Origin of the sequence: Arthrobacter sp. B3I9, from assembly GCF_030816935.1 — a bacterium.
In the GTDB taxonomy this organism is placed as follows: Bacteria; Actinomycetota; Actinomycetes; order Actinomycetales; family Micrococcaceae; genus Arthrobacter.
On sequence record NZ_JAUSYO010000001.1, the window covers coordinates 2,203,359 to 2,220,792 of the forward strand.

The following is a 17,434-nucleotide window of genomic DNA, read 5'->3' on the forward strand; positions in this document are numbered from 1 at the left end:
GTCATTTACCTGAGGTGAATTCGGCGCCGAACAGTTCCGCCGCGCCCACCGTCACTACCGCGGTCCCGGGCGCGGGTCCGGCGCTGGCCGTGACCACGCCGCCTTCCACCCTGGTGACGGCGACGGCCTGGCGCTCGTAAACCCGCGGGGCCGGGTTGGTGTAAACCCACGTCTTGCCGCTGGCGTCATACATCAAGGAGGCGTACGGCAGCAGCACGTCCGTTCCGGCACCGGCAGCAACGGGCTCGGTCTTTACATCGATCCGTTTCATGCCGTTCTCGCTCAGGGTCAGTTTTGCGATACCGGTTGCGGCGTTCTTCTCCACCTTGGCGGGGGCTTCGCCCACCGATGCGGGGGTTGCCACGGGCTGGGCGCATGCCGGAAGGGCGAATACGAGGGCTGCACAGACAGCGGCCGCCAGGGGCAGACGCCGTTGGGGCTTTTGGCTGGTCATTTTGCTTCCACCTTTTCCTGCATGACGGGCTGAACGGGGGTTTCCGATTCGTAGACTTCCGACCACTCTTCCGGTGCGGTGCGGGGACCAAACCAGAGGGTCAGCAGAGGCAGTACCACCAGCGCCACGAGGGTTGTGGTGATGAGGCCGCCCCCAATGATCAGCAGCATCGGAACCATCAGGGCCCGGCCCACGGTCCCGCCGAGCAGGGCGGGCGGAATCAGGACCACGAGGGTGATCACAGCCGATTTGAGGACCGGTGCGACGCGGTCCCGAGCTGCGGCCAGCACGACGTCGGCACGGGGCGTCTGGGGCGCGGAGCGCCACAGTTCATCGACCCGGGCGGAGAATGTTGCCGCATTGCGGGCCGCGATGGCCAGAACCGCTGCCAGCGCCGTAAGCGTGAGCAACGAGAGCGAGCCGGAGCTCATCCAAGCTCCGAGGGCCGCGCCGGCGAGGGCCGCCGGGAGAGCCAGGAAGACGGCGAGCGCCAGCTTCCAGCTCCGGACGGCAGTCTGGAGCAGCAGCAGCACGCCGAGCAGGGCAGCCGCTGCCAGCCACAGCACGAGTGTGCTGCCGGCTTCCAGCTCGCCATACTTCTTGGGGATCTCGGCGTGGTATTCCAGCGGGAACTGGATCTGCTTGACCGCAGCTTCGATGTCGCGCTGGACATCCGCCAGCGGCCTTCCGCTGACGTCGGCAACGACGTCGATCCGCCGCGAGGTGTCATCGTGCTGGATGACCACTTCGTTGGGCACCAGACGGACCGCGGCAATCTCACCCAGCTGGACGTGGCCGCCGCTGGGGGTGTCAAGCAGCAGTTCACGGATACTGGTCAGATCATCCCTGACGCCCACGGCGCCGCGTACGACGACTTCAAACACCTTTTGCTGCTCGAAGAGGTTGCCGACGACGATACCCTGCATGAGCGCCGCCGCGGCACGCCTGGCGTCGCCGGGCTTGATGCCGACCTTCTGGGCGGCTTCAAGGTTGACCTCAACTTCCACGATGGGGGCGGTGGGGCTGGCATTGATAGTCGGGTTCTTGACGCCGCTGATGTTCTCGAGCGCCTTGCGCACTTCTTCGGACTTTTCGCGCAGGACGTTCAAGTCCGTGCCGTACACCCGGACCGCGAAGCCCGGCTCCAGACTCGTCCGCATGTCGCCGATCTTCTGCTGGGAGTAGTTCACGACGTTATGCGCAATGCCGGGGTAGCCCTGCACCACGTCCCGGACGGCCTGCTCGGTTTCGCCGTAGTCGGCGTCGTGTGCGACTGACACCCACAGCTCGGCCGAACTGTTGCTGACCACCTGATCGGAGGTGATGGCACGCCCGATGTGGCCGCCGACTCCGGATACGCCAGGCAAGGCGCGCAGTTCCTCGGACGCCTTCGAGGCGATCCGGCGGACTTCGTCATTGGACGTACCGGCCATCGCGTCCCACTGGACGAGGAGCGTTCTGTCCGGCAGTGTCGGAATCAGCGGACGGTTCCCAACCAGCTGGGATCCGGCGGCAATGCCCAGCACGCCGATAACAGCGACAGCAACAAGGGCCAGCGCCTTCCGGGAGCGGGCACCTTGGAGGACATTGTCGTAGTAAGCACGCGAGCGGCCGGCGGCAGGGGACTCCCGCCGCGGGGCGGTCTTCCGCGGCAGCAGGAGATGCGCAAGCACAGGGGTAACAGACAGCCCGACAAGCAGCCCGGCCGCAAGCGCCAGCGCCAGGGACCAGAAGAGCGGCTGGAAGAAGGAGCCACCCACCCCGGTGACGAACAACGTCGGGATAAGGATGATCACCATGATGAGGGAGGCGTGGAAAAGCGGCGTGCGTATGCCCCTGACAGCCTGGACGATCCGGGACCGCCGGGTGGCGTCCGTTTCCGTCGCCGTGGTGGTCAAAGGCCGGCGGCGTTGGGCCTGCACGTCCTCCACGATGTCGCCCACGATGACCGACATGCCCAGCATGATGCCTACCAGGACGGTGACGTTAAGCGTGGCGTGTTGCGTGTACAGCACTAACGCCGCCACCACCACCGTGGCCGAAATGGCTACGAGGGAGATCACAGCAACCCGCCAGGAGCGGAAAAGCAACCAGAAAAGTGCCACCGCAACCAGCAGGCTGATCAGAAGCCCCACACCGAGACCGTCCAGGGAATCCTGCACGGCGGTAGCCGGGCGGAAAACACTGGTGTCGATCTGGACTCCCGTGAGGCCCGGTTCCATGTCCTTAAGGGCTGCCTCGATATCCTCGGTCACCTGTACCGTGCTGGTTCCGGGGAACTTTTCAATGACGAGCATCAGGCCTGCATCCTGGCCGACGACGGCGTCGCCGATCAGGGGTTGATGGTCTTCCTTCACCTGAGAGATATCGCCGAGCAGCATCGGCGTCGGCGCACCCTCCACACTGACCTTGGCCAGGTCGGCCGGGGTGCGGATCGGCAGGACGTGCTGGATGCCCAGGCGTTGGCTGGGCGACTCGACAAACCCGCCGGTGCCCGGTGTGGACGCTTCGAGGAAGCTCAACGGCGAAACCCAGACTGCGTTACCGGTGGTCTTGATGACCTGCTCCAGTGTGATGCCCCTGTCGCGCAGCTGGGTGGGGGTCACTTCGACCTGGAGCTGTTGTTCGCGCTGGCCCCAGATGGACACGTTCGCCACACCCGGAATGCCGATCAGGCGCGGCTTGAGCTTCCAGCGCGCCAGGACGGACATCTCGATGCCGGAGAGTTGCTTCGAGGTCAACCGGACCATCAGGACGCGGCTGGTGGATGACATGGGCTGCATGATCAGTGGCGGAGCCGATACGTTCGGCAGGGCAACGGCCTGTGTCATTCTTTCGGCGACCAGCTGGCGGGCACGCAGAAGATCCGTGCCGGGCTCGAAAACGAGTTCGATCGATGACAGCCCCGGCACGGACTTCGACCGGATCTCGTCCAGCCAGGCGACTCCGTTGAGGAGATCGGCTTCCATCGGCGACGTGATGAGCTGCTCAACCTCTGCAGCGGAGAGGCCAAGGGCCTCGGTCTGGATCTCCACCTGCGCGGGCGCGAACTCGGGCATGGTGTCCACGGCGATGCGTGGAACATTGACGACGCCGACTGCGATGACTCCGGCCGCGAGCGCGAGAACCAGGATGCGGAACTGCAGACTGAACCGGGCTATCCAGCCAAACATGGCTAAGCCTGTTCCTGGTGGCCTAAGGCCCGGTTGCCCCTGGCCCGTCGGGGAAATTTAGGCACGGCAAAAAAGCGCAAAAGTAACATGACAGGCTCCTCAACCTGAGACCTCCTGTGAATTCCCCCCAGAGATCTTGGGAGAATAGTGGGCCGGTTGGAAGGGTTTGGCAAGACCGCCGGAATAGGGGCGAACGGGCGGTTTCGGTGTGCCTAAACCAACAAGGTGCTGTGTTTTCCTAGGCCGACGGCGGACTACGCGAACGGCGGGCTGGGCCTACTTGCAAGGCGAGCGGCATCTACCTGATTAAGGGATAAAACTACCCGGGAAAGGACATTCCCTACTTGCCTCGGAGGGCCAAATAATAAAGTAAGTATGACGATTTCCAAAGACCGGGCATTATAACAATTTGGGTTCGCCCGGCAGCGTCAGACCTGCCGGCCGCGGGTTCCGGCGGGGACGCAGCGCCGGCACCGGTGGACGGCCGAGACTGCTGGCCGGCAACGGCGGACGGCGGGCCGGCAACGGCGGACGGCAGCGGCAGGGCAGGTTGCGTCGAGGCCGGGGCGCGTCAGGCCCGCGAACCTGCTGGAGGCGCTAAAGTAGTTGTATGCGTGCGATCCTTCTGCTTAGCTAGCCGCCCGGCGCCCGAGGAGAACTCGGAATGTCGAGCGGCCGCCCCTCCGTGTTGAGGGGCTTTTGTGTGTCTGGGGCCCTTTCGGGGCCGACGGCAGGGGACAGGGGCCACAGCGGGACGGCCCCGGCAGTACGGACTTGACGGTAATCAGGCTTGAAGAACAGAAGAGGCCAGCAGTGAGCGTTCAGCCGGAGACAGCAACCGGAACAGCAGGAGTCGGATCGGAAGGCCCTGAAGAGGGTGCCTACAGTTTTGCGGCGATGGAAGCCAAATGGCCGCAGGTCTGGGAGGACCTCAAGGTCTTCACGCCCCTCGATGACGGCTCCAAGGAACGCCGCTACGTGCTGGACATGTTTCCGTACCCGTCCGGGGACCTGCACATGGGCCACGCCGAAGCGTTCGCGATGGGCGACGTCGTCGCGCGTTACCTGAGGCAGCAGGGTTTTGACGTGCTGCACCCGATCGGCTGGGACTCCTTCGGGCTGCCGGCGGAAAACGCTGCGATCAAGCGCAATGCGCACCCCAGCGAGTGGACCTACGCCAACATCGACACCCAGGCGGCGTCGTTCAAGCGCTACGCGATTTCTGCCGACTGGTCACGACGGATCCATACCTCGGATCCGGAGTACTACCGCTGGACGCAGTGGCTGTTCAAGCGCTTCTACGAGCGCGGGCTGGCCTACCGCAAGAATTCGCCGGTCAACTGGTGCCCCAAGGATCAGACGGTACTGGCTAACGAACAGGTCGTCAACGGGGCCTGCGAGCGTTGCGGCACCCCCGTCACCAAGAAGTCGCTGAACCAGTGGTACTTCAAGATCACCGACTACGCCGACCGGCTGCTCGATGACATGGAGGAACTGCGCGGGCACTGGCCCGAGCGGGTCCTGGCGATGCAGAAGAACTGGATCGGCCGCTCCGAGGGCGCACACGTGCGCTTTGAAATCGAGGCCGACGGCGACAAGCCGGCGAAAGACGTCACGGTCTTCACCACCCGGCCGGACACCCTGTACGGCGCCACGTTCTTCGTGGTTGCCGCCGATGCGCCCCTGGCTGTCGAGCTGGTGACCGAGGAGCACGCGCCGGCCCTGGCCGCCTACCGCGAGCAGGTCAAGGCGCTCTCCGAAATCGAACGCCAGTCCACCGAGCGCGAAAAGACCGGAGTGTTCACTGGCCGCTACGCCACGAACCCGCTCAACGGGGAGAAGCTGCCGGTCTGGGCCGCGGACTACGTCCTGGCTGATTACGGCACCGGTGCGATCATGGCGGTGCCGGCCCATGACCAGCGCGACCTCGACTTCGCGAAGACTTTCGACCTTCCGGTCCGGGCTGTGCTGGACACCGGTGAGGAGGATCCTGCCGTCAGTGGCGTGGCCACCGCGGGGGAGGGCACCCTGATCAACTCGGGTGCGCTGGACGGCCTGCCCAAGTCGGAGGCCATTCCGGCCGCCGTCGAAATCCTGCAAAAACAAGGCACGGGCGAGAAATTCGTGAACTTCCGGCTGCGCGACTGGCTGCTGAGCCGGCAACGCTTCTGGGGCACGCCGATCCCGATCATCCACTGCGAGGCCTGCGGCGAGGTTCCCGTGCCGGACGAGCAGCTGCCGGTTGAACTCCCGGCCGGACTGCGCGGTGAGGACCTGTCCCCGAAGGGCACCTCGCCGCTGGCCGCGGCGGAGAGCTGGGTCAACGTCGAGTGCCCGAACTGCCACGGCCCCGCCAAGCGGGATACCGACACGATGGACACCTTTGTGGATTCGTCCTGGTACTTCCTGCGGTTCGTGTCCCCGCAGTACACCGACGGCCCGTTTGATCCTGCAACGATCAACGACTGGATGCCGGTCGGCCAGTACGTGGGCGGCGTGGAGCACGCCATCCTGCACCTGCTGTATGCGCGGTTCTTCACCAAGGTGATCCACGACCTCGGCCTGATCGAGGCCGACGAGCCCTTCCGGGCCCTGCTGAACCAGGGACAGGTGCTCAACGGCGGGAAGGCGATGAGCAAGTCGCTGGGCAACGGCGTCGACCTCGGTGAACAGCTGGACAAGTTCGGCGTGGATGCCGTCCGCCTGACCATGATCTTCGCCTCCCCGCCGGAGGACGACGTCGACTGGGCGGATGTTTCGCCGTCGGGTTCCGCAAAGTTCCTGGCGCGCGCCTGGCGCCTGGGGCAGGACGTGGCAAGCGAGCCCGGCTGCGACTTCTCCACCGGTGACCGGGCCCTGCGCACGGTGACCCACCGGACAATCGCCGACGCCGAAGCCCTGCTGGACGCCAACAAGTTCAACGTCGTTGTGGCGAAGCTTATGGAACTGGTCAATGCGACCCGCAAGACCATCGACACCGGTGCCGGCGGAGCGGACCCTGCTGTCCGCGAAGCCGTCGAGGCAGTGGCGGTGATCCTGAGCCTGTTCGCGCCCTACACCGCCGAGGACCTGTGGAACGTGCTGGGACACCCCGCTTCCGTCGCCAACGCCGGCTGGCCCACGCACGACGAGGGCCTCCTCGTACAGGAAACGGTGACCGCCGTCGTCCAGGTGCAGGGGAAGGTCCGGGACCGCCTGGAGGTCGCTCCGGGCATCGGCGAGGACGAACTCCGCGAGCTGGCCCTGGCTTCCGAAAACGTCCAGCGGGCCCTCGACGGGCGGGGAATCCGCACGGTGATCGTGCGGGCGCCTAAGCTGGTCAACATCGTCCCGGCATAACGCCGGACCACACCCAAGCGGCCGCCGGTACACGCCGGCGGCCGCAAACTTTACTGACCACCACACAGGAGGTGCCCCCGTGGCTGACCGCGAGCCAGCAGGCCGGCCGCGGCTGAGGGAGCGCCTCGCGCGGCTCCGCCCGGCCGCGCGTCCCGGAGCTGAATCCGGAGCCTCCGCTGCCGTGATGCGCACTGCCGTGGTCACGGATTCCGCCGCCGCCCTGCCCGTGGACTGGGCGCGTGCCTTCACCGCCGACGGCCGGCTGACCGTCGTCCCGATGCCGGTCATGGTGGGCGCGGAAATCTATGGCGAGGGTGAGGACGACATCACCGAGAGGATCGCCGTCGCCATCGCCGGCGGCACATCGGTCAAAACCTCACGGCCCTCTCCCGGACAGTTCGAGCAGGCGTTTCTCGCGGCGCAGCGGGCCGGGTTCGATGCCGTCGTTTCGGTGCACATATCCGGTGGACTCTCCGGAACAGCCGACTCCGCCCGCGTCGCGGCCACCAGGGTGGGTATCCCGGTGGAGGTCCTGGATTCCCATACCGTTGGAATGGCCCTGGGGATGGGCGTCCAAAGCGCTGTGACCGCCGCCGTGAACGGTAGGGATGCGGGCGGCGTCCGCACTGCCGCCGAGGAACGGCTGGCACGCACGAGAGTCTATTTCTACGTTCCGAGCCTTGAGCAGCTCCGCCACGGAGGACGGATAGGCGCTGCGGCCTCGATGTGGGGCACCATGTTCTCCATCAAGCCCATCCTGGCCGTCGAGGACGGCAAGATTGTCCCGCTTGAAAAGGTCCGTTCCGGCCCCAAGGCCGTGGCCCGTCTCGAGGAAATTGTCGTTGCCGACGCCGCTGCCAGACCGGCCGGGCAGGCCCGCCTCGCCATTCACCATTTCGGCAACCATGCAGAGGCCGAACGGCTCGCCGCCCGCCTCGCGGTCGCTCTGCCTGATTGTCCGGCGGCGCAGACCAGCGCCCTTCCGGCCGTGCTGGCCGCCCACGCCGGGCTCGGAGTGCTTGCGGTGATTGTGGGGGAGAGCAGCGCGCCGATGATCGTGCCTCCGCTGTCCACGTAGAGACGCTGTCCACATAGAGATGCTGTCCACATAGGACCGGCCGGGGATTTGCGCCGGGACGGGATCTTTCTACCGTTGGTGCTATGTCACGCCGGAGCCTGCCACCCCGGAAGCCCGGAACTGAACTTCCCGGCGGGCCGGTTGCCCGGCACCGGCTGGCGGCCGGACTCGGCGTACCGGAGGGCGCCGGGAGCGGGACAGGAAGCGGGTCAGGGAGCGGGACAGGGCTGCTGGAGCCCGCAGGGCCCGATGGCCCGTTCGCGCATCATCCTCGCGAGCACACGCCGGCCACACCAGGAGTGCGGAGCCGCACGGGATTGAGGGCCGCCGCGCTGCTCGGCGTTGTGGCCGTCGTGCTGGGCTGCTGGTTCTGGTGGCAAGCCGTTGCCGGTGCGCCCGAGGTGGCTTCCCTGAGCAAGGTCTCCCCGGCGGGCGTCCAGTTGCAGGACACCGGACCCTCCGCCGGTTCTTCGTCCGGGCAGGAAGATTCCAGCTCGGAGCCGACGAGGATCACCGTCCACGTGGCAGGGGCGGTCGCGCGCCCCGGCGTGGTCGAGCTGCCGGCCGGGAGCCGGTTGCATGAAGCCCTCACTGCGGCCGGTGGCCCCACCGCGGCGGCGGATCCGGACCGACTCAATCTCGCCGCCGTTCTCGAGGACGGCCAGAAAATCCTCGTTCCTGAACGGGGTCAGCCGGAGGCGGCGGACGGTGGAGCAGCCAGCCCGGCGGATTCAGAGAGTGGGGACGAAGGGAACGCGGGCACAGGGAGTACAGGGGCTCAAGAAGGCGGGCCGGGAGGAAGCAGGATCAACCTCAATACCGCTGGCGTCGAGGAACTGGGGACGCTGCCCCGCGTCGGCCCTGTCCTGGCCCAGCGCATCGTGGACTGGCGCAAACAGCACGGCCGCTTCCAGAAGGTGGATGAGCTGGATGCCGTGGAGGGGATCGGGCCGAAGCTGCTTGAAGCCCTGCTTCCGTTGGTGCGGGTCTGATGGCGCGGCAGAGCCGCTGGCAACGGTACGTCGACGCAGCGGTGCACGGGCCGCTGCCCGGCGGCTTCAGGCAGGGCTCTGCCACCCCCGGACCTACCGGACCCGACGGACCCGACGGTCCGTCGCCTGCCGGACCCGCCCGATTGACGGGGCCCGCCGTTCCTGCCCCGGCTGGAACGGGGCGGCAAAGAATGCGTGCCTGGCTGGACAGGCAGCAGAGCGCTGCACTCGGGGTCCGATCCGGTTCCCGCCGCTCCGGCGAACGGGCACGCCGGACGGACCTCCGCCTGGTTCCGGCGGCACTGCTGGTCTGGGCTACGGCGGCTGCCGGCGGCTGGCTGGAACCCGCCGCGCTCGGCGCCGTGTGCGCGGTACTCCTGGTGGGCTCGGGCGCGTTGTTCCTCCATGCACGGGCGCGGGGGCGAAGGGGACGTGGGAGGGGAGTTCGGGACGGCGGCGGGAGTGCCGGTACTGCCCGCAGTACGGGATCGCCCGGGCGGGCCGGGGCGGCACCACGCAGTGTACTCGCGACAGCGGCCGTGGCGCTGCTGCTGTCCGCGGTCGCAGGGTCCCACTCAGCCGTTGCTTCCGTCCAGCGCCACGACGCCGACCTGGCCGGTGCCTCGGGGGCACGCGCTCCGGTAGTGGCCGAACTCGTCGTCGCCGGGTCCCCTCGGAGGCTCACGTCGCCAGCAAGGTCCGGGCTTAGCGACCGCTGGGCCGTCCCCGCCACACTGATCTCCGCAGACTGGAATTCGCACCGGATCCGAGCAGCAGCCGCGGTGCTGGTCATGGGTGACGCCGGCTGGGAACACGCCTTGCCTGGACAGCGGATCAGGACGACCGGCAAGCTCAGCCCCGCCGAGCCGGGGCGGGTTGAGGCGGCGGTGCTGTCGGTCTCCTCCGCCCCGAAAACCTTGACGGACCCGGGAGCGTTGCAGCGGGCGGCCGCGTCGCTCCGGAAGGCCCTCTCGGAGGCGGCAGGTCGGTTCGGTGCAGATGCCGCAGGACTGGTGCCGGGGATGGTCATCGGAGATACCAGCAAACTCGACCCGCAGCTGGAAGCCGCGATGAAAATAGTCGGAATGACGCACCTCACGGCGGTCAGCGGAGCGAACTGCAGCCTCATCCTGGGCATGTTCCTGCTGGGCGCCCGCAGCCTCCGCCTGGGTCGGGCCGCCGCCACTGCAGTGTGCCTCGCCGGGTTGGGCCTGTTTGTCCTGGTCGTGGGGCCGGACGCTAGCGTCCTGCGGGCCGCCGTTATGGGAGCGATCGGCTTGGCGTCCCTGGCCGGGGGCCGGACCGGGAGTGGCCTCAGCTTCCTCTGCCTCGCCACTATCGGGCTGTTGTTGGCGGACCCGGCACTCGCCACGACTTTTGGGTTCCTGCTTTCGGTGCTGGCCACGCTGGGGATTGTCGTGGCTGGGAGGCGGATCATGGCATGGCTGCCACATGTCCTGCCGCGTTGGGTAGCAGCCGGACTTGCCGTTCCTCTGGCAGCGCAGGTCTTTTGCGGCCCGGCGATTGTCCTCCTTCAGCCGCAATTCACCACCTACGCCCTGGCCGCCAACCTTGCGGCCTCCGCGCTGGTTCCGCCCGTGACCTTGTTGGGAACGGCCGCCGTGCCGCTCGTGCCGTTCTTTCCCGGGCTGGCGACGGCCCCGCTGGCCATAGCGGCGGTTTCCGCAACCGGAGTCGCCGGCATCGCCCGGTTCTTTGCGGGCCTTCCGGGGGCCGCCATGCCTTGGCCGGAGGGGCCCTACGGCATGGCCACCATGGCACTGTTCTCCGTGGTGGTTCTCACCTTTACCTGGCTGGTCCTGCACCCCGCCGCCGTCGCCGCCTTCGCCGTGGCGGCCCAGACGCGCATCGTCGTCCTCCTCGACGGTCTGGGGGCTGGCGAAACCAGGGGGTGGTCCGCGCGCTACGGGCTACATTGGGCGGCCGGACAGGGCCGCCGTGGCTTGGTGGACCGCCCTGGCCGTGGCACGCTTAGAGTCTGCAAACGAACTTTCCGGAGGAATGACCAGTGGCTGCTGCCCAGACCCCACGAGCCAGGACCGCGGCGTCGAACACCGCCACCTGGCGCGACGTGACCCCGGCCGCCGTGGTGCTGGTGGGTGGTCCCGAGGACTACCTCGGCACGCGTGCGATGGACCGCATCCGGTCCCAGGTGCGCGCGGCCGCGCCCGATGTTGAGGTCACGCGCCTCAACGCCGGTAACTACGAGGCGGGCTCGCTCGCCATGAATGTCAGCCCGTCCCTTTTTGGCGAGCGGAAGCTCATCGAGGTCGAGGCGCTTGAGGCCATGAATGACGCGTTCCTGGCCGATGCACTGAAGTACCTCGCGCAGCCAGAACCCGATGCCGTTCTGGTTCTCCGCCACGGCGGCGGCGTTCGTGGGAAAAAGCTGCTCGATGCCATCAAGGGTGGCGGCTGGCCGGTGGTTGACTGCCAGCCGCTGAAGAAAGACGCGGACAAGATTGCCTTTGTGACCGCAGAGTTCAAGGCCGCTGCCCGGCGCATCGACCCCGATGCCGTGCAGGCGCTGGTCAACGCTGTGGGCGCGCATCTGGCTGAGCTGGCCGCTGCCTGCAGCCAGCTGATCGCTGACGCCACCACGGGAGTGGATGCCGCCACGGTGGACCGCTATTACGGCGGCCGGGTGGAAGCCACCGCCTTCAAGGTGGCCGATGCTGCCCTTGCCGGAAATGCCCCGCTGGCGCTGTCCACGCTCCGGCACGCTCTCGCCACAGGCGCCGATCCAGTTCCGCTTGTGGCCGCGCTGGCTTCAAAGCTGCGCAGCCTGGCTAAGGTCGCCGGTGCTCAGGGCTCATCGGCGCAGATTGCCAAGCAGCTGGGGATGCAGCCGTGGCTGGTTGAACAGGCGCAGCGGGAGGTCCGGCGGTGGACGCCGGAGGGACTGGTCCGGTCCATCCAGGTAACGGCCGAGGCGGACGCCCAGGTCAAGGGACTTTCCCGGGATCCGGTCTACGCCGTGGAGCACGCCGTCACGGTGATAGCCACCTCGGTGCGCCGCTGAACGACAAAGCACCATCAGTATCGTGCGCAGCACCGGTGGGCAGTTCGCACTTATAGGTGATCGCCCGTCGCGTTCTATAAAGGCCGGTCGACCATTTTCCGATGCTGTACCGGCGCGATGGGAAACGGTTAAGTAAATCAGGGCCGGAATCGCTTGGATACCAGCCCTGATTCGTTTCGCGGGCGCTTAGCCGGCCCAGGCCCTAGTGGGCCGCTTCGTACTTCTCGACGATATCCGCCTGGATACGTCCGCGGGTATTCACCTGAATGCCGTTCTCAGCTGCCCACTGCCGGACTGCTTTAGCGTCCGGACCACCCTGGGAGGATTTCCGCGTAGTCGTGGGCCGGCCGCGACCTCCTGAAGTCTTACGGGCGTCAGCGGTGAAGCGTGCCAGAGCCTCGCGGAGTTCATTGGCGTGATCATTATTCAAATCAATTTCGTATTCAGTTCCATCAAGGGCGAATGATACGGTTTCGCTCGCTTCCGAGCCGTCGATATCGTCTTCCAGCAGTACTACTGTCTTCTTTGCCATGAAACTAAGCCTACTCCCTATCCGACCGGGGAAGAATCAAAATATAATCCAGCAAACCAAGAGAAGGATTCGTGCTGTGCCTGATGTATATGGCGGGACGGCGGGCATAAACTAACGTCCCATGAGGGCTGGGACCGCGAGGCGCCCTTTCACTTCGTCGGCGGTGTCGAGGGCGCCGTGGCCAGGCACACGACGCAGCACCTGTTGGAGGATCCCGTGGCGAGGGACCGCAAGTGTTGCGGAATCTCCATGCAGGCGTTTACAGCCTGCCGTTTAACTGGACGTGGCCGGCACCATGGGTGCCGGCCACATTCATCAGTTCAGTTGAACTGGAAACCTTACAGCGCGTTGACCTTCTTGGAGATCGCGGACTTGCGGTTTGCAGCATTGTTCTTGTGCAGAACGCCCTTGCTGACGGCCTTGTCCAGCTTGCGGCTGGCGGTAACCAGTGCAGCAGCCGCGGCATCCTTGTCGGTGGACTCAACGGCGGTGTTGACGGCGCGGATGGCCGTCTTCAGCTCGGACTTGACTGCGTTGTTGCGCAGGCGGGCCTTCTCGTTGGTGAGGATGCGCTTCTTCTGGGACTTGATATTAGCCACGTGTGAACTCTCTTTTTCAATGCGGAAAATGGTCTAGAGGGCTTTCAGATTGGCCATTGACTGAGCGGCGTGGGGATACCTATGGCGACCAACCATATGTGGCCGTCGACCTGCACGGACACACAGCTGTAAATCATAGCAGAGCCGCTGGCCCCGTGACGATCCCGGCGCCGGCGTCAGGTCCAGCCGTGCCGGCTCCGCAGTTCCGCGGCGATGAGGTTGAACCGGCCGGCGTCGAGGATGGCACCTTCGCGCCGGATGTCCGCCGGGTCGATCTGCAGGATGCGGTCCAGTTTTGCCTCGCTGGGGCGCAGCTGCCGGTCCCAGGCGCCGGTGCCGACATCCATGTAATCCTCGTCGTGGCGTCCGTCGCGGTCGTGGTCCTTGCTGGTCAGCATGATTCCCAGCAGACTGCCGCCGGCGTTGCCCACCAGCAGTACCGGGCGGTCCTTGCCCTGCGAATAGTCTTCCTCATAAGGCACCCAGGTCCAGACCACCTCACCGGGCTCGGGCAGGCCGTTGGGGGAGGGGGCATAGCGGACCGTCGCTGTGCCGTGGAAGTCCCCTGCATAACCTCCGCCGGTACCCCCGGTTCCGGCGGCGGTTCCCGGCCGGGGTGCCGTCCCGGGCCGAGGCGAAGCCGCCTTTCCCGGGTTCTTTCCACGCTTCTTTCCGCTCGGCACAGGGCTCTTTCCCCGCGGTGGGACCGAGGTCGGCGCCTGGGGAGTGCCGGAACTGCCGGCGGCAGAGCCGGACAGCCGGTCCAGAAGGCGCAGGGCAGTGCGGACTGTGTTGCCGATCAAGCGGAGGTTCAGAGCCATGGGGAAAGAATACCGGTGCGCGATACGGGGCCCGCGGCAGCCTGCCCGATGCACGCCGCGGCGGGGCCCGCGGCAGTTCGCCGCGGCGGCGCAGTCGCTGCAGCTGGCCGTCGTAGCCCGGCCGCTTCAGGCGCGGGTGCACTCCGGCGCGCCGGGACGTGGGAGACTATAGGAACGAGAAATGCGGCACGTCGCGGAATGGCAACACCATCCCCACCGATCCGTGCAAAAGCCAACAGTAATGCCAACAGTAAGGACCCTGCGTGTCTCCCATGGCCCGCACCGCCCCGGTGCCTGCCGCAACAGATCCGGCCCTCATCCGGAACTTCTGCATCATTGCGCACATTGACCACGGCAAGTCCACACTGGCCGACCGGATGCTCCAGTACACCGGCGTCGTCAAATCCCGTGACATGAAGGCCCAGTACTTGGACCGCATGGATATCGAGCGCGAACGCGGCATCACCATCAAATCCCAGGCCGTCCGCATGCCGTGGGAACTCGACGGCACCAGCTACGCGCTGAACATGATCGACACGCCCGGGCACGTCGACTTCACCTACGAGGTCTCCCGTTCACTTGCGGCCTGTGAAGGCGCAGTGCTGCTCGTGGACGCGGCCCAGGGCATCGAGGCACAGACCCTCGCCAACCTGTACCTGGCGATGGAAAACAACCTCACGATCATCCCGGTCCTGAACAAGATCGACCTGCCTGCCGCCCAGCCGGAGAAGTACGCGGCCGAGCTGGCCAGCCTCATCGGCGGCGACCCGGACGACGTCCTGCGCGTCTCCGGCAAGACCGGCGCGGGCGTCGAGGTCCTGCTGGACAAGATCGTCAACGACCTGCCCGCCCCGGTGGGCGACCCCAACGCCCCCGCACGCGCCATGATCTTCGACTCGGTCTACGACACGTACCGCGGCGTCGTGACGTACGTCCGCGTCGTTGACGGCATGCTGCACCCGCGCGAACGCATCCAGATGATGTCCACCCGCGCCACCCACGAACTCCTCGAAATCGGCGTCAGCGCCCCGGAGCCAACCCCCTCCAAGGGCCTCGGCGTCGGCGAGGTCGGCTACCTCATCACCGGCGTCAAGGACGTCCGCCAGTCCAAGGTGGGCGACACTGTCACCAACCTGGCCAAGCCGGCCACGGAGTCGCTCAGCGGCTACGCGGATGCCAAGCCCATGGTTTTCTCCGGCCTGTACCCCCTGGACGGTACCGACTATCCGGTGCTGCGCGACGCGCTGGAGAAGCTGATGCTCAACGATGCCGCGCTCGTGTACGAGCCGGAAACCTCGGCGGCACTCGGCTTCGGCTTCCGTGTGGGCTTTTTGGGGCTGCTGCACCTGGAAATCACCCGTGAGCGCCTGGAACGCGAATACAACCTGGACCTGATCTCCACCGCGCCCAACGTGGAATACGAGGTAACGCTGGAGGACAAGAAGGTCGTCCACGTCACGAACCCCAGCGAATACCCCACGGGCAAGGTCGCCGAAGTCCGCGAGCCCATGGTGTCGGCCACCATCCTCGCCCCGAGCGAGTTCGTCGGCGCCATCATGGAGCTGTGCCAGACCCGCCGCGGCGTGCTCGGCGGCATGGACTACCTCTCCGAGGACCGGGTGGAAATCCGGTACCGCCTGCCGCTGGCCGAAATCGTCTTCGACTTCTTCGACATCCTCAAGTCCAAGACCCGCGGCTACGGATCACTGGACTGGAAGGCCGACGGCGACCAGGTTTCCGATCTGGTCAAGGTCGACATCATGCTCCAGGGCGAGCAGGTGGACGCCTTCTCCGCCATCACACACCGTGACAAGGCGTACGCCTACGGTGTGATGATGACGGGCAAGCTCCGCGAACTGATCCCGCGGCAGCAGTTCGAGGTGCCCATCCAGGCCGCCATCGGCTCGCGGATCATCGCCCGTGAAAGCATCCGTGCCATCCGCAAGGACGTGCTCGCCAAGTGCTACGGCGGTGACATCACCCGTAAGCGCAAGCTGCTCGAAAAGCAGAAGGAAGGCAAGAAGCGCATGAAGATGGTGGGCCGCGTCGAGGTCCCGCAGGAAGCCTTCATCGCAGCCCTCACCACGGACGAGTCCAAGGACAAGGCCAAGAAGTAGCGGTGCCGGCGATGACTGTCCCAACCCGGCTTGGCGGGCCCCATGCCTAGCGCCCTTCCACTGGGCGACCCTGCGCCGCCGGACGGGCTGCTGCCCGCCCAGGCGGTCGAGGGTGCGGCAGCGCGGGCCTTCGAGCTCTACGTGCACATTCCGTTCTGCGCGGTGCGGTGCGGCTACTGCGATTTCAACACCTATACCGCGACCGAGCTCGGCGGAGGGGCCTCGCAGGACGCCTACGCCAGCACGGCCATCGCCGAGGTTGACTTCGCCGTCCGGGCCCTGGCCGAGAGCGGCCTGCCGCCGCGTCCGCTGGGCACGGTCTTCTTCGGCGGCGGAACGCCCACGCTGCTGCCCGCCGAGGACCTGGCGCGCATTCTGACCGCCGCCATCGCCGCGTGGGGCCTCGCGCCCGGCGCCGAGGTCACCACCGAGGCCAACCCTGACTCTGTCACGCCAGAATCCCTGCAGCTGCTCGCCGACGCCGGGTTCACCCGTGTCTCGTTCGGCATGCAGTCGGCTGTCCCGCACGTGCTGAAGGTTCTGGACCGGACCCACACCCCCAGCCGCGTGCCGCAGGTGGTGCAGTGGGCCCGGGACGCAGGCCTGGCGGTCAGCCTGGACCTGATCTACGGAACGCCCGGGGAATCGCTCGAGGACTGGCGCTACTCGCTGGAGACGGCGTTGTCCTACGGCCCGGACCACATCAGCGCCTACGCACTGATCGTGGAGGAAGGCACGAAGCTCGCCGCCCAGATCCGCCGCGGCCAGGTGCCGGAGATCGACGACGACGACCACGCCGCCAAATACGAACTCGCCGACCAGCTCATCTCGGCCGCCGGGCTCGGCTGGTACGAGGTCAGCAACTGGGCCCGCACCTCGGCGCAGGCCTGCCGCCACAACCTCGCCTACTGGCGCGGTGATGACTGGTGGGGGATCGGCCCCGGGGCACACTCCCATGTGGGCGGCGTCCGCTGGTGGAACGTCAAGCACCCGACGGCCTACGCAAGCCGGCTCGGGGCGGGGCTTTCACCCGCCGCCGGCCGGGAAATCCTCGATTCCGAGACCCGCAACGTCGAGCGCATCATGCTCGAGGCGCGGCTGAACACCGGGCTCGAGATCGGCAGCCTGGGCGGCGCGGGGGATACCGGCAGGCACGCCGTGGCCGGGCTGATCGCCGACGGCCTGGTCGAACCGGCGGCAGCCTTCAAGGGCCGGCTGGTGCTCACCCTCAAGGGCAGGCTGCTCGCCGATGCCGTGGTCCGGCGGATCCTGCCGGACTGAGCTGG

At 66.8% G+C, this 17,434-nt stretch carries 12 protein-coding genes; 7 read left to right on the forward strand and 5 right to left on the reverse strand.

What is annotated here, in order from left to right; genetic code table 11:
• Position 1: 1 nt before the first annotated feature.
• Together QFZ65_RS10380 and QFZ65_RS10385 are read right to left on the reverse strand one after the other, a co-directional pair.
• The gene (locus QFZ65_RS10380; RefSeq protein WP_306910127.1) at positions 2-454 is read right to left on the reverse strand and encodes a hypothetical protein; all 453 of its coding nucleotides are present in this window, start codon (positions 452-454) and stop codon (positions 2-4) included.
• Entirely contained in the window at positions 451-3,627 is a 3,177-nt protein-coding gene (locus QFZ65_RS10385; protein WP_306910129.1) for an efflux RND transporter permease subunit, read from the reverse strand. The genes QFZ65_RS10380 and QFZ65_RS10385 overlap by 4 nt, the downstream gene beginning before the upstream one ends.
• A gap of 813 nt (positions 3,628-4,440) precedes the next feature.
• Between QFZ65_RS10385 and leuS the strand changes: the two genes are divergently transcribed.
• The 5 genes from leuS to holA all read left to right on the forward strand — a co-directional run bounded on the left by leuS (position 4,441) and on the right by holA (position 12,079).
• Entirely contained in the window at positions 4,441-6,966 is a 2,526-nt protein-coding gene (leuS, locus tag QFZ65_RS10390; protein WP_306910131.1) for a leucine--tRNA ligase, read from the forward strand.
• Positions 6,967-7,045: 79 nt separating this feature from the next.
• Positions 7,046-8,044 (forward strand): DegV family protein, encoded by a 999-nt coding sequence (locus QFZ65_RS10395; RefSeq protein ID WP_306910133.1) that lies wholly within the window; start codon positions 7,046-7,048, stop codon positions 8,042-8,044.
• Positions 8,045-8,361: 317 nt separating this feature from the next.
• On the forward strand, positions 8,362-9,036 hold the full coding sequence (locus tag QFZ65_RS10400) for a helix-hairpin-helix domain-containing protein (protein WP_306910135.1): 675 nt from the start codon (positions 8,362-8,364) through the stop codon (positions 9,034-9,036).
• Positions 9,037-9,227: 191 nt separating this feature from the next.
• The gene (locus tag QFZ65_RS10405; RefSeq protein WP_306910136.1) at positions 9,228-11,132 is read left to right on the forward strand and encodes a ComEC/Rec2 family competence protein; all 1,905 of its coding nucleotides are present in this window, start codon (positions 9,228-9,230) and stop codon (positions 11,130-11,132) included.
• Positions 11,066-12,079, forward strand: a complete 1,014-nt coding sequence (holA, locus tag QFZ65_RS10410) for a DNA polymerase III subunit delta (RefSeq protein WP_306910138.1) — start codon at positions 11,066-11,068, stop codon at positions 12,077-12,079. The genes QFZ65_RS10405 and holA overlap by 67 nt, the downstream gene beginning before the upstream one ends.
• A 202-nt stretch (positions 12,080-12,281) precedes the next feature.
• On the opposite strand, the gene QFZ65_RS10415 is transcribed toward holA, so the two are convergent.
• The 3 genes from QFZ65_RS10415 to QFZ65_RS10425 form a co-directional block, all read right to left on the reverse strand.
• Positions 12,282-12,611 (reverse strand): Lsr2 family protein, encoded by a 330-nt coding sequence (locus QFZ65_RS10415; protein ID WP_306910139.1) that lies wholly within the window; start codon positions 12,609-12,611, stop codon positions 12,282-12,284.
• A gap of 338 nt (positions 12,612-12,949) precedes the next feature.
• Entirely contained in the window at positions 12,950-13,210 is a 261-nt protein-coding gene (gene rpsT, locus QFZ65_RS10420) for a 30S ribosomal protein S20 (RefSeq protein WP_056739236.1), read from the reverse strand.
• A gap of 176 nt (positions 13,211-13,386) precedes the next feature.
• A complete protein-coding gene (locus QFZ65_RS10425; protein ID WP_306910142.1) occupies positions 13,387-14,031 on the reverse strand; it encodes a type II toxin-antitoxin system PemK/MazF family toxin in 645 nt (214 codons plus the stop codon).
• Between the two features lie 263 nt (positions 14,032-14,294).
• On the opposite strand from QFZ65_RS10425, the gene lepA reads away from it, so the two are divergent.
• Together lepA and hemW are read left to right on the forward strand one after the other, a co-directional pair.
• Positions 14,295-16,148 (forward strand): translation elongation factor 4, encoded by a 1,854-nt coding sequence (gene lepA, locus QFZ65_RS10430; RefSeq protein WP_306910144.1) that lies wholly within the window; start codon positions 14,295-14,297, stop codon positions 16,146-16,148.
• Between the two features lie 42 nt (positions 16,149-16,190).
• Entirely contained in the window at positions 16,191-17,429 is a 1,239-nt protein-coding gene (gene hemW, locus QFZ65_RS10435; protein ID WP_306910146.1) for a radical SAM family heme chaperone HemW, read from the forward strand.
• The last annotated feature ends 5 nt before the right edge of the window (positions 17,430-17,434 follow it).

Bases quoted from the DNA above. Each gene is read 5' to 3' on its own strand.
- QFZ65_RS10405 (WP_306910136.1), top strand. From the start codon at position 9,228: ATGCGTGCCTGGCTGGACAGGCAGCAGAGCGCTGCACTCGGGGTCCGA.
- QFZ65_RS10385 (WP_306910129.1), bottom strand. From the start codon at position 3,627: ATGTTTGGCTGGATAGCCCGGTTCAGTCTGCAGTTCCGCATCCTGGTT.
- hemW (WP_306910146.1), top strand. From the start codon at position 16,191: ATGCCTAGCGCCCTTCCACTGGGCGACCCTGCGCCGCCGGACGGGCTG.
- QFZ65_RS10380 (WP_306910127.1), bottom strand. From the start codon at position 454: ATGACCAGCCAAAAGCCCCAACGGCGTCTGCCCCTGGCGGCCGCTGTC.
- QFZ65_RS10415 (WP_306910139.1), bottom strand. From the start codon at position 12,611: ATGGCAAAGAAGACAGTAGTACTGCTGGAAGACGATATCGACGGCTCG.
- QFZ65_RS10425 (WP_306910142.1), bottom strand. From the start codon at position 14,031: ATGGCTCTGAACCTCCGCTTGATCGGCAACACAGTCCGCACTGCCCTG.